Origin of the sequence: Halomonas sp. S3-1-1 (assembly GCF_023757625.1) — a bacterium.
In the GTDB taxonomy this organism is placed as follows: Bacteria; Pseudomonadota; Gammaproteobacteria; order Pseudomonadales; family Halomonadaceae; genus Vreelandella.
Window position 1 is genome coordinate 90,447 of the sequence record NZ_JALGBZ010000007.1, and the last position, 14,920, is coordinate 105,366.

Sequence of the window (14,920 nt, forward strand, 5' to 3'; positions counted from 1 at the left end):
ACCAACGCGAGCGAACTGACTGCATGAAAATCAAGACCCTTGGAATGGCGGCACTCCTGCTGGCGGCGTCCAGCAGCGCCCAGGCACAATCCTTTGACGTTTCGGACATTCGTGTGGAAGGACTGCAGCGGGTATCCGCCGCCTCGGTCTTCAATGCCTTTCCCGTCAGCGCCAACGACCGCGTCAGCGAGCAGGAGCTGGCCGCCGCGGCGCGCAACCTGTTCGCCACCGGCCTGTTCGAAGACGTCTCGCTCGTTCGCGAAGGCGACGTGCTGGTCATCCAGGTCGTCGAACGCCCGACCATCGCGCGGCTGAATATCACCGGCAACAGTGAAATCGCCGACGATGATCTACGCCGCGGCCTGCGTCAGTCCGGCCTTTCCGAGGGTCAGGTGCTGCAGCTCTCTACCCTCGAGGAGATTCAGCGCGAACTCGAAGGCGTCTATCAGTCTCAGGGGCGCTACAACGCCTCCATTCGCACTGACGTTCAGGAGATCGACACGGGCCGCGTGCAGGTCAATATCAACGTCGAGGAAGGCGATGTGGCGACCATTCGTCAGATCAACATCGTCGGCAACGAGGACTTCGATGATGACACGCTGCGCAGCGTTTTCGAACTCGAAGACCGCCCTGGGCGCTTTTTCGGCTGGTTCTCCAACGACGAGTATTCGCGCGAGGCGCTAGCCGGTGATATCGAGCGGCTGCGCTCGTTCTACCTCGACCGCGGTTACGTTAACTTCGACGTGACCTCCACCCAGGTGTCGATCGGCCCGCAGCAGTCCGATATCTACATCACCCTGAATGTGGACGAGGGCGAGCAGTTTCGCGTCGGCGATATTCGTTTTGCCGGCGATCTCCAAATCAGTGAAAGCGAAGCGCGCCAGCTTCTGGAAGTGCAAAGCGGCGACGTCTTCTCCCGCGCCGACGTCAACGCCTCCACCGAGGCGCTACGAAGCCGCTTGGGCGCCGAAGGCTTCGCTTTCGCCGAGGTGCGCGGCGTGCCGGAGCCGACCGGCAGCGGCGACACCGTTGATCTGGTGATCGCCGTCGACCCGGGCCAGCGCGCCTACGTTCGCCGGATCGAGTTTTACGGTAACACCACCACCCAGGACGAAGTGCTGCGCCGTGAGATGACCCAGATGGAAGGCGCACCGGCCTCCACAGAATCTATCACCCAGTCGCGCCAACGCCTCGAGCGCTTGGGCTTTTTCAGCCAAGTGGAAGTGGACACCCAGCCGGTCCCTGGTCAGCCGGATCTGCTGGACGTGACCTACAACGTCGAAGAGCAGCCCTCGGGCTCGGTGTCGGCGAGCGTCGGTTTCTCGCAAAGCGCCGGTATCATCTACGGCGTGGGTCTTGCCCAGAACAACTTCCTCGGTACCGGTAACCGCGTCAACGTGGGCGCCCAGCGAAGCGACACCTTCACCAGCGTCAACTTCGCCTTCACCGACCCCTACTGGACGCTGGACGGCATCTCGCGCGGCTATAACGTGTTTTATCGCGAAACCGACTACGCCGACTCGGACATCTCGACGTTCTCCACCGACGCCTATGGCGCGGGTATCAACTTCGGCTATCCGGTTAGCGAACTTTCAAGGCTCAACTTCGGCGCCAGCGTCGAGGATCTGACGATCAAGACCTACTTCGATACCGCCTCGGAAATCCGTCGCTACGTTGAGGATCAGGGCGAGGAAGCGCAGAGCCTCAAGCTTACCGCCAGCTGGACGCGCAATAACCTGAACCGCGGCATCATGCCAACTGCCGGCAGCTACCAGCGCCTGTCGCTGGAAGCCGGTGTGCCGGGCAGCGACGCTCAGTACTACAAGGCCCGCGCTCGCGCCCAGCAGCTCTTCCCGATCAACGAGGAAGAGACCTGGGCACTGAAGTTCACCGGTAATCTCGGCTATGCCGATACTCTGGGCACCGATGACCCGTTCCCGTTCTACGAAAACTTCTACTCCGGTGGTCTTGGTTCGGTGCGCGGTTACACCTCCAACACCCTGGGGCAGCGTACCACCCCGGCCCGCGAAGGCGGCCGCGACCGTACGCTTGGCGGTAACGTATTGGTCGAAGGCAGCGCCGAGGTACTCTTCCCGCTGCCCTTCGTCGAAGATCAGCGCTCGATCCAGACATCGCTGTTCTTCGATGCGGGTAACACCTTCCTCGATTCCTGCTACGACGTGCTGGACGAAGATGCCGGCCGTCAGCGCTGCAGTTCCGGCGTAGACTTGGGTGATCTGCGCTACAGCGCGGGTATCGGTCTTTCCTGGCTGACGCCGGTGGGCCCGTTGACCTTTAGCGTGGCCGAGCCGCTCAATGATGAAAGCGGCGACGATACGCAGTTCTTCCAGTTCTCGTTGGGACAAACGTTCTAATACGGTCGTCGGCCGCCGGGAGAGCCCCGGCGGTTTGGCGCGGGCCAGCTTAAGAAAGGAGTGAGTATGCGTAAATTGACGGCCGCCGCGTGTCTTTTCGGGGTCATGGCACTACCGGCCTATGGCGCCGAAGTCGCGGTACTCGACTGGCGCGCTGCGTTGATGAACACCCAGTCCGCGCAAACCTCGCTGAGCCAGTTGGAAGGCCAAATCGGCAGCCAGCAGCGTGAAGCCCAGGCGCTGGGTAACGAACTTCAGCAGCTTCAGCAGCGTCTGCAAAACGAAGGCGAGACCATGGATCAGGCCCAGCGCGATGCGTTGATCAGCGAACTTCAGCAGAAGGGCAGCCGCTTCGAGCAGCTTCGCCGCGAGGTGCTCCAGGCCCAGCAAAACTCCGAACAGCAGTTTTTGCAAAGCGCCGAGGCCAAGCTCGAGCAGGCGGTCGAGCAGGTACTGGCGCGGCGCAACATCGACGTGCTGGTCGAGCCTCAGGGCGTCCTGCACTCCTCGACGGATCTACCGAACGTCACCAACGAAGTCACGCAGATTTTCGACTCACTCTAAACCAAACGATGGGGGTGCGGCGTGGCCGCACCCGCGCACTTGTGGGCTCTCATGACGCACGCTTCTCACACCATCACGCTGGCCGATATCGCCCGCCACTTGGATATCGACGTCGACGGCGACGCCGATCAGCCCATTCGAGGGCTGGCGACGCTCAAGGAGGCCGAGCCCGATCAGATCGCCTTTTTGGCCAATCGCGCCTACCTCAAGGATTTAGCCAGCACCCGCGCCGCAGCGGTGCTGCTCCACCCGGAGCAAGGCAAAAACTGCCCCGTGCCCCGGCTCGAAACGCAAAACCCGTATCTCGCTTACGCCAAAGTTTCCCAGCTTTTCGACCCGCTCGTTGCCCGTGACGTGCCCGGCATTCATGCAACCGCGGTCGTTGCCGATGACGTGGTGCTCGGCGAGGGCGTATCGATTCAGGCCAACGCCGTGATCGAGCCCGGCGTGACGCTGGGTGACCGGGTCGTCATAGGCGCCGGCAGCGTCGTCGGCGCGGACAGCGCGATCGGCGAGGGTAGTCGGCTGCACGCCAACGTCACGGTTTGCCACGCCAGCGTGATCGGCAAGCGGGTGATTCTGCAAAGCGGCTGCGTGATCGGCGGCGACGGCTTTGGGTTTGCCCACGACGGCGCCGGCTGGCACAAGATCGCCCAGCTCGGCGGGGTCGTGCTGGGCGACGACGTCGAAGTCGGCAGCTGCTCGAGTATCGACCGCGGGGCGCTGGGCGACACGCTGATCGGCAATGACGTCAAGATCGACAGTCAGGTCCAGATTGCCCACAACGTCATCATCGGCGATCACAGCGCGCTGGCGGGCTGTGTCGGTATCGCCGGCTCCACCCGGGTAGGCAAGCACTGCATGCTGGGCGGCGGGGTCGGGCTCTCCGGGCACCTCACTATCTGCGACGGCGTGCAGGTCACCGGCATGAGCCTTGTGACCAACTCCATCACCGAGCCTGGCGTCTACTCTTCGGGCACCGGCGCGATGAACAACACCCAGTGGCGCAAAAACGCCGTGCGTTTCAAACAGCTCGACGAGATCGCCAAGCGGTTGAACAAGCTGGAGAAAAATTACCGAAGTGAGTAAGGCGTCAGGTTAACGATGCCAAGCGGTGGTTCTTTACCCGGGTGCAGGGGTATAATTTTGCACCTTTTGCCGGCGGGAGTACCGGCCTTTACCTGATGCGCAGTCGGGTTTTTTGTCTTTTTCGAGGTCGTCACGATGGTTATGGATATCAACGAAATTCGCGAGTACTTGCCCCACCGCTACCCGTTTTTGCTGGTGGATCGAGTCACGCAGTTGACTGTGGGCGAATCCATCGTCGCGTTCAAGAACGTCAGCATCAATGAGCCCTTCTTCAACGGCCACTTCCCTCATCACCCCATCATGCCTGGCGTGCTGGTGATCGAGGCGCTGGCCCAGGCTTGCGGTATTCTAGGCTTCAAGACCGTCAACAAGCGACCCGCTGACGGCTACGTGTACTATCTCGTCGGTAGCGATAACGTGCGTTTCAAACGCCCGGTCATGCCCGGCGACCAGCTTCGCCTGGAGGCGAATGTGATTCGCGGCAAGCGCGGCATCTGGAAATTCGCCTGCCAGGGCACCGTGGATGGAGAGCTCGCCTGCGAGGCGGAAATCATCTGTGCCGAGAGGAAGGTCACTTGATACATCCTACCGCACTGGTCGACCCGGCCGCCCGCCTGGCCGATGACGTCGAGGTCGGCGCGTTCACGGTGATTGGCTCGGACGTCGAGATCGGGGAGGGCTCCGTCATCGGCCCCCACGTAGTGATCAAGGGGCCAACGGTGCTTGGCAAGCGCACGCGCATCTTCCAGTTCGCCTCCGTAGGTGAGGAGTGTCAGGACAAGAAGTACGCCGGTGAACCCACGCGCCTGGTGATGGGCGATGACAACGTCGTGCGCGAAGGTGTGACTCTTCACCGCGGCACCGTGCAGGATCGCAGTGAAACCACCATCGGTTCGCGCAACCTGTTCATGGCCTATGTCCACGTTGGCCATGACTGCGTGATTGGCGACGACTGCATCCTCGCCAATCAGGTGACCCTGGCCGGCCACGTCACCGTTGGCAACCACGCGATTCTCGGTGGGCTCTCGGCGGTGCATCAGTTCTGCCACTTCGGCGACTACGCCATGGCCGGCGGCGGCTCGATCATCACCAAGGACACGCCGTCCTACATGATGATCAACGGCAACCCCGCCGAGGCGCGCGGACTCAACCTGGTGGGGCTCAAGCGCCGCGGCTTTAGCCGCGAGGCGATCAGCGCGCTCACCGCCTCCTACAAGCTGGTGTATCGCCAAGGGCTGACCGTTGAGCAGGCGCTCGAAGAGATGCGCAGCCGCTTCGATCTGGCGGAAGTCACCCACTTTGCCGACTCGATCGAGCGCTCCACCCGCGGCATCGTTCGCTAGCCCTCATTTAAAAAGCGCGGCCGGCTCGGCCGGCGCGCTTTGTTCAACGCCACAGGAAGATCGAGCATGACGCTTGCGCGCGTATACCTCGTCGCCGGCGAGCTCTCCGGCGATCAGCTGGGCGCCGGCCTGATGCGCGCGCTGCGTGCCCGCCATCCCGGCATCGAATTTCGCGGTATCGGCGGGCCCAACATGCAGCGCGAAGGCCTTGCGAGCCGCTTTCCGCTGGAAACGCTCTCGGTGATGGGGCTGGTCGAGGTGCTCAAGCATCTGCCCGAGCTCATCCGGGTGCGCCGCACGCTGTTCGAGGAGGCACTCGCTTGGCAGCCGGACGTCATGATCGGTATCGACGCGCCGGATTTCAATACGGGGCTCGAGCTCAAGCTGCGCCAGGCAGGCATTAAAACTGCTCACTACGTCAGTCCCTCGGTCTGGGCTTGGCGGCAAGGACGGGTGAAGAAGATCGCCCGCGCCGTGGATGCCATGCTGACGTTTTTGCCTTTTGAAGCCGATTTCTACGCGCGCCATCGGGTGCCCGTTGCCTTCGTCGGCCACCCGCTGGCCGACGAAATGCCGCTGGTCAACGACCGTATCGCGGCAAAAAAGGCCCTCGGTCTGCCACCGGATGCCCCAATACTGGCGGTGCTGCCGGGCTCGCGGGCCAACGAGATCCGCTTTATGGGCGCGACGTTCATGGAGGCCATCGCCACACTCTGCGCGCGCCATGAAGCGCTCTCTGTGGTGATTCCCGCCGCCACCGAGGCGCGCTTTGACGAGCTCACTTTGCTTTTGGCGAGCTACCCGGCGCTGGAAGGTCGGGTGACGCTGACCCAGGGCGGCGCTCGCGAAGCGATGGTGGCAAGCGACGCGGTGCTTTTGACCTCCGGCACCGCCGCGCTGGAAGCGATGCTTTGCCACCGGGCGATGCTGGTGGCTTACAAAATGGCCCCGGCGACCCACTGGCTCGCCAAAAAGCTGGTCAAGACGCGCTGGATCTCGCTGCCCAACCTGATCGCTCAGGAAGGCCTGGTGACTGAGCTCATTCAGGACGAGGCCACAAGCGAGGCGATCGTCGCAAGGCTCGATGCGCTGTTGAGCGACGCCCCCGGCCGCCAGGCGCTGGAAGCGCGCTTTGCGCAGATGCACGCGGCGCTTCAGCGCGGCGCCAGCGAGCGCGCGGCGCGCGTGATCGAAGCCGTTGTTAAAGGCGTGGCCCTGCCCGATACCGACGAGGAGACTCATGGCTAAAACGTCTAGTGCCGATCATCCGCCGCTCGTCATTCCCTACGCCGGCACGCTGCTGGCCGGCGTGGACGAGGTCGGGCGCGGGCCGCTGGTGGGCAGCGTCGTCGCCGCGGCGGTGATCCTCGACCCGGCTCGGCCGATCGAGGGGCTGGGGGATTCCAAGACCCTCAGCGCCAAAAAGCGCGAGGCGTTGGATGTGCTCATCCGCGAGCGCGCGCTTTCGTTTTGTATCGCCGAGTCGAGCCCGGCGGAAATCGATCAACTCAATATTTTTCACGCCACGCACCTGGCCATGCGCCGGGCGATTGACGGGCTCGCCCCACAGGCACAGTATCTGCTGGTGGACGGCAACCGTTTGCCCGGTCACGCGCTTCCCGGCCAGGCGGTGGTGAAGGGCGATGCCCGCCACGCGGCCATCGCCGCGGCGTCGATTCTCGCCAAGGTGGCCCGCGACGCTCAAATGCTCACCCTCGACGCGCGCTACCCGCAGTACGGCTTCGCCCGTCACAAGGGCTACCCGACCAAAGAGCATCTTGCGGCGCTCGCCGAGCACGGGCCGCTTTTCGAGCATCGACAAAGCTTTGGGCCGGTCAGGCGCCAGCAGGCGCCGGCCTAAGCACATTCATCTATTTAGCGGTGAACCTCTTATGACGTCTCCTTTCGTTCACCTTCGGGTGCACAGCGAATACTCCCTGGTCGACGGCCTGGTGAAGCTCAAGTCGCTGGTCAGCACGACCTCTGATCGCAACATGCCGGCGCTGGCGCTGACCGACGAGACGAACTTGTTCGGGCTGGTGAAGTTCTACAAGGCCGCCCAAGGGGCGGGGCTGAAGCCGATCATCGGCAGTGACCTGTGGCTCGCCAACCCGCACGACGAGGCGCACCCGTACCGCATTACGCTGTTGGCGATGAACGACGTCGGCTATCGCAATCTCACCGAGCTGATCTCGAAGGGTTGGAGCGACGGCCAGCGCCAGGGCCGCGCGATTCTCGACAAGCGCTGGGTACTCGCGCAGAGCGAAGGGCTGATCGCGCTCTCCGGCGGCCGCGAAGGCGATATCGGTCGCCACCTGTTGAGCGATCACGAGCGCGAGGCGCGGGCGCTGCTCGACGAGTGGCAGAGCGCCTTCCCCAATCGTTTCTATCTCGAACTCATCCGCACCGGGCGCTCGCTGGAAGAGGCCTGTGTTCACGCAAGCGTTAAGCTTGCCGTCGAGACCGGTACGCCGGTGGTGGCGACCAACGACGTGCGCTTTCTGGAGCGCGACGACTTCTGGGCGCACGAGACGCGGGTCGCCATTGGCGAGGGCAAGGCGCTCGACGACCCCCGCCGCGAGCGCCGCTATACCGAGGAGCAGTATCTAAAAAGCCCGGAAGAGATGGCCGAGCTCTTCTCGGATATTCCCGAGGCGCTCGAAAATAGCGTCATGATCGCAAGGCGCTGTAGCGTCAACGTGCGCTTGGGCGAAATATTTCTGCCCGAGTTCGGCATTCCCGAGGGCATGACCCAGGACGAGTTCTTCAGAAAGGTCTCCCACGACGGGCTGACCGAGCGCCTCGACTTTCTGTTTCCCGTCGACCGCTACCCGCGCGACAGCGACGAGTACAAGGAGATCGACGCGCGCTACCGCGAGCGGTTGGAGTTCGAGCTCAACGTCATCATTCAGATGGGCTTTCCCGGCTACTTTTTGATCGTGATGGACTTCATCCAGTGGGCCAAGGACAACGACGTGCCGGTCGGCCCGGGGCGAGGCTCCGGTGCGGGGTCGCTCGTGGCCTACGCGCAGAAGATCACCGATCTCGACCCCATCGGCTACGACCTGCTGTTCGAGCGCTTTCTGAACCCGGAGCGGGTATCGATGCCCGACTTTGACGTCGACTTCTGCATGGAGAAGCGCGACCGGGTGATCGAGTACGTGGCGGATCGCTACGGACGCAACGCGGTGTCGCAGATCGTCACCTTCGGCACCATGGCCGCCAAGGCGGTAGTGCGCGATGTCGCCCGTGCCCAGGGCCGCCCCTATTCGCTTGGTGACAAGCTCTCTAAGCTCATTCCGTTCGAAGTAGGCATGACGCTTGGCAAGGCGATCGAGCAGGAGCCGGCGCTCAAGGAGTTCATTGACACCGACGAGGAAGCCGAAGAGATCTGGGAGATGGCGCTCAAGCTCGAGGGCACCACCCGCGGCACCGGCAAGCACGCCGGCGGCGTGGTCATCGCCCCGACAAAGCTCACCGACTTCTCGCCGCTTCTGTGCGACGAGGACGGCTCGGGGCTGGTCGTCCAGTTCGATAAAAACGACATCGAAGAGGCGGGGCTGGTCAAGTTCGACTTTTTGGGCCTGCGGACGCTGACGATCATCGACTGGGCGCTGGAGATGGTCGACAAGGTGCGCGATGCCGCAGGCCAGGGGCCGCTCAATATCGACGCCATCCCGCTCGATGACGGCAAAACGTATGAGATGTTGAAGCGCGCCGAGACCACGGCAGTGTTCCAGCTCGAATCCCGCGGCATGAAGGAGCTGATCAAGCGCCTGCTGCCGGATTCGCTCGACGACATGATCGCTCTGGTGGCGCTTTTCCGCCCGGGGCCGCTGCAGTCCGGGATGGTGGATGACTTCATCAACCGTAAGCACGGCCGCGCCGAAGTCTCTTATCCACACCCGGATTACCAGCACGAGCTGTTGAAACCGGTGCTTTCGCCCACCTACGGCATCATCCTGTACCAGGAGCAGGTCATGCAGATCGCCCAGGTGATGGCGGGTTACAGCCTTGGCCAGGCCGACATGCTGCGCCGGGCGATGGGCAAGAAAAAACCCGAGGAGATGGCCAAACAGCGCGCCGGCTTCATGGACGGGTGCGCGGCCAACGGCATCGACAAGGACCTGGCGGGCAACATCTTCGACCTGGTGGAGAAGTTCGCCGGCTACGGCTTCAACAAGTCGCACTCGGCGGCCTACGCGCTGGTCTCTTACCAGACCGCCTGGCTCAAGGCGCACTACCCGGGCCCGTTCATGGCCGCGGTCATGTCCACCGAAATGGACAACCTCGACAAGGTGGTGCCGCTGATCGAGGAGTGCCGCAACTTGAAGCTCACCGTGACGCCGCCGGACGTCAACGTGGGCGGCTACAAGTTCACCGTCGATGTAGAGGCCCGCGTGGTGTACGGGCTCGGAGCGATCCGCGGGGTGGGCGAGGGCCCGATCGGCGCGATCGTTGCCGCGCGCGAGGAGGGCGGGGCGTTCAAGGATCTGTTCGACTTTTGCCGGCGCATCGACCCCAAACGAATGAACAAGCGCACCCTCGAGGCGCTGATTCGCTCAGGGGCACTTGATAACCTTGGCCCCAACCGGGCGGTGCTGTTCGCCGCCATGGAAGACGCGCTCAAGGCGGCGGCGCAGAGCCACGCCAACCAGAACCTGGGAATGCTCGACATGTTCGGCGACGCCTTCGCCCCGGCCGAGGAGGAAGAGGCGTCTGATGTTTACGCCGAGTACCGCCACGCCCGGGAGTGGTCGGATCGTGAGCGCCTGGCCGGCGAGAAGGATACCCTCGGGCTCTACCTCACCGGTCACCCGATCGACGAGTACGAGCGCGAGCTCAAGCGCTTCGTCTCCACGCGCATCAGCGAGCTCAAGCCTTCCTGGGAGCCACAGCGTGTCGCGGGGCTGGTGGTCGCCATGCGCACCATGAAGTCCAAGCGCGGCGACACCATGGCCTTCGTGACCCTCGATGATCGTACCGGGCGCATCGAGGCCTCGATTTTTGGCGAGCTTTTCGAGCAGCTTCGAGGCCAGAGCCTCGACGGGCAGGTGCTGATCGTCGAAGGCGACGTCTCCAGCGATGACTTCTCCGGCGGACTCAAGCTTCGCGGCAAGGAGGTCACACCGATGGTAGCGGCCAGGCTCAAGTACGGCCAGGGCGTGGAGATCGCGCTGGACGCGAGTAAAATCAACGGCCGGCTGGTCGAAAGCCTGCGCGACTGTTTGAGCCCGTATCGCGACGAGACCGGGCTTCCGGTGCATCTTCACTACCGCCATGATGAGGCCACCGGGTGGCTGGCGCTCGATCAAAGCTGGAGCGTGACGCCCAGCGACGACCTGCTGCAGACGCTTCGCGACGTCGAAGGTCAGGTCGGTATCCAGCTGCGCTACCGGTAGCGTTTGGCGCGCGCGCCTTGCGCGCGCCGGTTAGGGTGCGATAATGCACGTTTAACGATATTTTCATCACACCATTTTCACTCAAGCTTCTTTTCACAGGACGCTTACAGGCAGAGCCGATGAATCCCAACTATCTCGATTTTGAACAGCCCATAGCAGAGCTTCAGGCGAAAATTGAGGAGCTGCGCTTGGTAAGCTCCGACAATCAGGTCAATTTGTCCGACGAAATTACCCGGCTCGAAGAGAAAAGCCGCAAGCTGACCGAGTCGATCTTCAAGGATTTGACGCCCTGGCAGGTGTCGCAGATTTCGCGCCATCCGCAGCGCCCCTATCCGCTGGACTACTTCGAGTCGATCTTCACCGACTTCGACGAGCTTCACGGCGATCGCAACTTCGCCGATGATCCCGCGCTGGTCGGCGGCGTGGCGCGTCTCAACGACGCGCCGGTGATGGTGATCGGCCATCAAAAAGGGCGCGACGTGAAAGAGAAGGTGCGCCGCAACTTCGGCATGCCGCGCCCGGAAGGCTACCGTAAGGCGTGCCGACTGATGGAGATGGCCGAGCGCTTCAAGATGCCGGTGCTGACCTTCATCGACACTCCCGGCGCCTACCCGGGAATCGACGCCGAAGAGCGCGGCCAGTCCGAGGCGATCGCCTATAACCTGGCGGTGATGTCGCGGCTCAAGACACCGATCATCTCCACGGTGGTGGGCGAGGGCGGCTCCGGCGGGGCGCTGGCGATCGGCGTATGCGACGAGCTGCACATGCTGCAGTACTCCACCTACTCGGTGATCTCGCCGGAAGGCTGCGCCTCGATTCTCTGGAAAAGCGCCGAGAAGGCCTCCGAGGCCGCTCAGGCCATGGGCATTACCGCCGAGCGCTTGAAAGAGCTCGGTTTCGTCGACGAGCTGATCAAGGAGCCGCTGGGCGGCGCCCATCGCCACCCGGTCACTACCGCCGAGCGCATCAAACAGGCGCTGGGCGAGAGCCTGGAGCGCCTGGAGCGCATGGATACCGATTCGCTGTTGGAGCGCCGTTACGAGCGCCTCATGAGCTATGGCGCCCCGGCCGCCTGAGCCGCTTACCCCGCTTGAACGGCTGTTGAACGACGCCCTGGCGCACACCGCGCCGGGGCGCTCTGTTTGGGTGGCGCTCTCCGGCGGGCTCGATTCCACGCTGCTGCTCACCCTAGCTGCCGGCGTATGCCAGCGCGCCGGGCGTCCGCTTGCGGCGCTACACGTCAACCACGGTCTGCAGGCCGCCGCCAGGGATTTCGAGGCACACTGCCGCACGCTCTGCACCTCGCTCGGCGTGGCTTTAGAGGTGGCCCGTGTGGACGTCACGCTCAACGGCGAGGGTCTGGAGGCCGCCGCCCGTAACGCCCGCTACCAGGCGTTCGACGCCTTTGTACCGAAAGGCGATACGCTCTGGCTCGCCCAGCACCAAAACGATCAGGCCGAAACCTTTTTGCTCGGCGCGCTCAGAGGCAGTGGCGTGCGGGGGCTGGCGGGCATGCCTGAAAGGCGTCAGTGGCGGGGCCGTACGCTGGTGCGCCCTTGGCTCGAGCGGCCGCGCGCCGAGCTCGAAGCCGCCGCCAGAGCGCACGCGCTTGATTGGTGCGACGACCCGACCAACGACGATCTTGCGCTTACGCGTAACCGGCTTCGCCACCGCGTGCTGCCGGCGCTGGGCGCGAGCGGCCCCAGGATGCTGGCGCGCAGCGCGCGGCTTGCCGGCGAGGCCGACGCGCTGCTTTACGAGTACGCCGCAGAGGATCTCGAGGCGCTTTACCGCGGGCCGGGCTGTCTCGAGGTCGACGGGCTTCGCGCGCACTCTCCCGCCCGCCAGCGGCTGTTGATCCGCACGCTGTGCCAGACGCTCGAACTTCCCACGCCGCCGGCAGCGCGTTTGGAGAGTCTGCTCGAGCAGCTCGGCGCCGCCGACGATGCCCGGGTTCACATCCGTTGGCCCGGGGCCGAGGCGCGGCGCTGGCGCGGCGGGCTCTATCTGATCGCGCCGCGCCAGGCGCTGCCGGTGTGGCAAACGAGCTGGAACGGCGAGGAGGCCATCGCCACGCCGCTGGGACCCCTTCGGATTAGTCTGTGCCCGGCGCGGCGGGTGACGCTGTGCTTTCGCCAGGGCGGCGAGGTGATCGACTTGGCCAGGCGCGGGCGGCGTGATCTCAAGCGTTTGTTGCAGGAGGCGGGGCTACCGCCCTGGCAGCGCGACGGCGTGATCGTGGTGATGGAGGGAGAGCGCTGTCTGGCGGCACTCGACGGACCTGAGCGAGTAATGTTTCAGGCCCGCGATGTCACGGTGACCGCACTAGATGAGTTTTAGCGAGAACCCGGCTGCCTGAAGCGCGGCCTGCTCCTGCTCTAAATCGGTACTCAAAAGGGTGGGTTCGTCGCTTGCCGGCAGTGTCACGGTGAGCGTCTGCTCGCTGGCGGTGATAGTCGGCGTGGCCGGGGGCTCTTCCGGGCGTGAGTGGTTGAGCAGCACCGCCAGGCGCAAAAGGCGCGCGAGCTTGGTGCAGGCGTCGCGCTGCGCTGCGGGCAGCGACTGCCACTCCTTGATGGGAAATTTTCGCCGGTGGGCGCGAACGAGCTGCGCCAGAAGCTGCTGCTCCGGGCGCGAAAAGCCGGCCAGATCCGAGTGCTCGAGCAAATACGCGCCGTGGCGATGAAACTGGCTGTGGGAGATCGCAAGGCCGATCTCGTGCACCAGGCACGCCCACTCCAGAAAATGGCCCTGCTCCGGGGTGAGCCGCCAGGCGCGGCTGACCTGTTCGAACAGCGCCCGCGCGGTGTGGGCCACGTTATCGGCCTGGCGCAGGTCGACATCATAGATATGCTGCAGGTTGGCCAGCGTGCTGGCGCGAATGTCCTCGGCGGTGTTGCGCCCAGCCATGTCGAACAGTACGCCCTCGCGCAGCGCGCCGTCGGCAAAGCGCATCTCCTTGAGGTCAAACGCTTCGAAAATCGCGCTCAGGATCGCGATGCCGGCGGGGAAGACCCGGGCGCGATCCTCCTTGAGGCCATCGAGCGCGACCTTATCCAGATGCTTGCACTTGATCAGCCGCTCGCGCAGCTTCTTGAGCCCCGCGCGGGTGATCATGCCCTCCTGAGGCGTGTCGCCGTAGGCGTGGAGCACGCTGGCGGCGGCCTTGATAGTGCCGCTCGAGCCAACCGGATCAACCCAGCCGAGCTTTTGATAGGGGCGCTGAATATTGGCCAGCTCGGAAAGTGCCGCAAGCTCCGCGCGGCGCATACGCTTCTCGCTTAGCTCGCCGTCGGGAAAGTAGCGGCTGGTATAGGTCACACAGCCCATGCGCAGGCTTTCGAGCGCTTTGGGCTCGAAATCCTCGCCGATGATCAGCTCGGTGGAGCCGCCGCCGATATCGACGATCAGCCGGCGACCGTTTTCCGCCAGCGCGTGGGCCGCGCCCAGGTAGATAAGCCGCGCCTCTTCGCGCCCGGCGATGATCTCGATGGCGTGACCGAGCTGTGCTTCGGCCTGGTCGATGAAGTCCTGGCTGTTGTGGGCGTCGCGCAGCGCGTTGGTGCCGACGATGCGCAGGTTGGCGGCGTCGATATCGCTAAGAAAAGGGGCAAAGCGGGCCAGACACTCGAGCGCGCGCTGCATGGCTGCCTCTTCGAGATAGCCGCTGTCGTCGAGCCCCGCCGCCAGCTGCACCTTTTCGCCCAGCCGCGCGACCACCTGAAGACGCTCGTTGACGTAGTTGGCCACCAGCAGGTGGAAGCTGTTCGAGCCAAGATCGATGGCGGCGAGCCGGGTCGGCTGCGAGCTCTCAACGGCGGGGGCGGCGTCGGGCTCGGCGAGCGGGGTGTCCTTTAACATGAGCGTTCCTTCCTATGGGCTAAGGCAAGGTTGCGTCGCCGGCCAGCCGTTGTCAATTGCCCGGGGCTTGCGTTTAGGCCGGCGCTTGACTACCATCGAGCTACTGGCCTGCTCCCGGCTGGCCTGTCGATCTCGACGCGTTGATCCAAACGCACGGCGAATCGACAGGAGTGACTCGACAGGCGTCGCCTCACGTCCACCCGGAAACTTCCAACTGGCCTGATTTCCAAGTCGTCAGAACCCGTTGATCGCGCCCACTCCTTGAGCGGATCACAAAGCAGCTTCC

11 protein-coding genes are annotated in these 14,920 nt (G+C 64.0%); 10 read left to right on the forward strand and 1 reads right to left on the reverse strand.

The annotated features are described in order from the left end of the window. Nucleotides 1–23 precede the first annotated feature (23 nt). The 10 genes from bamA to tilS all read left to right on the forward strand — a co-directional run bounded on the left by bamA (nucleotide 24) and on the right by tilS (nucleotide 13,113). Complete coding sequence (bamA, locus tag MQW23_RS17550; protein ID WP_442908625.1) at nucleotides 24–2,375, forward strand: outer membrane protein assembly factor BamA; 2,352 nt, start codon at nucleotides 24–26, stop codon at nucleotides 2,373–2,375. Between the two features lie 66 nt (nucleotides 2,376–2,441). Beyond that, a complete protein-coding gene (locus MQW23_RS17555; RefSeq protein ID WP_252109512.1) occupies nucleotides 2,442–2,939 on the forward strand; it encodes an OmpH/Skp family outer membrane protein in 498 nt (165 codons plus the stop codon). A 51-nt stretch (nucleotides 2,940–2,990) separates the two neighbouring features. Then, complete coding sequence (lpxD, locus tag MQW23_RS17560) at nucleotides 2,991–4,028, forward strand: UDP-3-O-(3-hydroxymyristoyl)glucosamine N-acyltransferase (protein ID WP_252109513.1); 1,038 nt, start codon at nucleotides 2,991–2,993, stop codon at nucleotides 4,026–4,028. Between the two features lie 135 nt (nucleotides 4,029–4,163). Beyond that, the gene (fabZ, locus tag MQW23_RS17565) at nucleotides 4,164–4,607 is read left to right on the forward strand and encodes a 3-hydroxyacyl-ACP dehydratase FabZ (protein WP_252109514.1); all 444 of its coding nucleotides are present in this window, start codon (nucleotides 4,164–4,166) and stop codon (nucleotides 4,605–4,607) included. Then, entirely contained in the window at nucleotides 4,604–5,371 is a 768-nt protein-coding gene (gene lpxA / locus MQW23_RS17570) for an acyl-ACP--UDP-N-acetylglucosamine O-acyltransferase (protein ID WP_252109515.1), read from the forward strand. Before fabZ ends, lpxA begins: the two co-directional genes overlap by 4 nt. A 66-nt stretch (nucleotides 5,372–5,437) precedes the next feature. Then, complete coding sequence (lpxB, locus tag MQW23_RS17575) at nucleotides 5,438–6,619, forward strand: lipid-A-disaccharide synthase (RefSeq protein WP_252109516.1); 1,182 nt, start codon at nucleotides 5,438–5,440, stop codon at nucleotides 6,617–6,619. After that, complete coding sequence (gene rnhB / locus MQW23_RS17580; protein ID WP_252109517.1) at nucleotides 6,612–7,232, forward strand: ribonuclease HII; 621 nt, start codon at nucleotides 6,612–6,614, stop codon at nucleotides 7,230–7,232. The genes lpxB and rnhB overlap by 8 nt, the downstream gene beginning before the upstream one ends. 31 nt (nucleotides 7,233–7,263) lie before the next feature. Then, nucleotides 7,264–10,773, forward strand: a complete 3,510-nt coding sequence (dnaE, locus tag MQW23_RS17585) for a DNA polymerase III subunit alpha (RefSeq protein ID WP_252109518.1) — start codon at nucleotides 7,264–7,266, stop codon at nucleotides 10,771–10,773. Nucleotides 10,774–10,892: 119 nt separating this feature from the next. After that, nucleotides 10,893–11,849, forward strand: a complete 957-nt coding sequence (locus tag MQW23_RS17590; RefSeq protein WP_252109519.1) for an acetyl-CoA carboxylase carboxyltransferase subunit alpha — start codon at nucleotides 10,893–10,895, stop codon at nucleotides 11,847–11,849. Beyond that, nucleotides 11,830–13,113, forward strand: a complete 1,284-nt coding sequence (gene tilS / locus MQW23_RS17595) for a tRNA lysidine(34) synthetase TilS (protein ID WP_252109520.1) — start codon at nucleotides 11,830–11,832, stop codon at nucleotides 13,111–13,113. Before MQW23_RS17590 ends, tilS begins: the two co-directional genes overlap by 20 nt. Here tilS and ppx read toward each other — a convergent pair. After that, a complete protein-coding gene (gene ppx, locus MQW23_RS17600; protein WP_252109521.1) occupies nucleotides 13,099–14,634 on the reverse strand; it encodes an exopolyphosphatase in 1,536 nt (511 codons plus the stop codon). The genes tilS and ppx overlap by 15 nt on opposite strands. Between the last annotated feature and the right edge of the window lie 286 nt (nucleotides 14,635–14,920).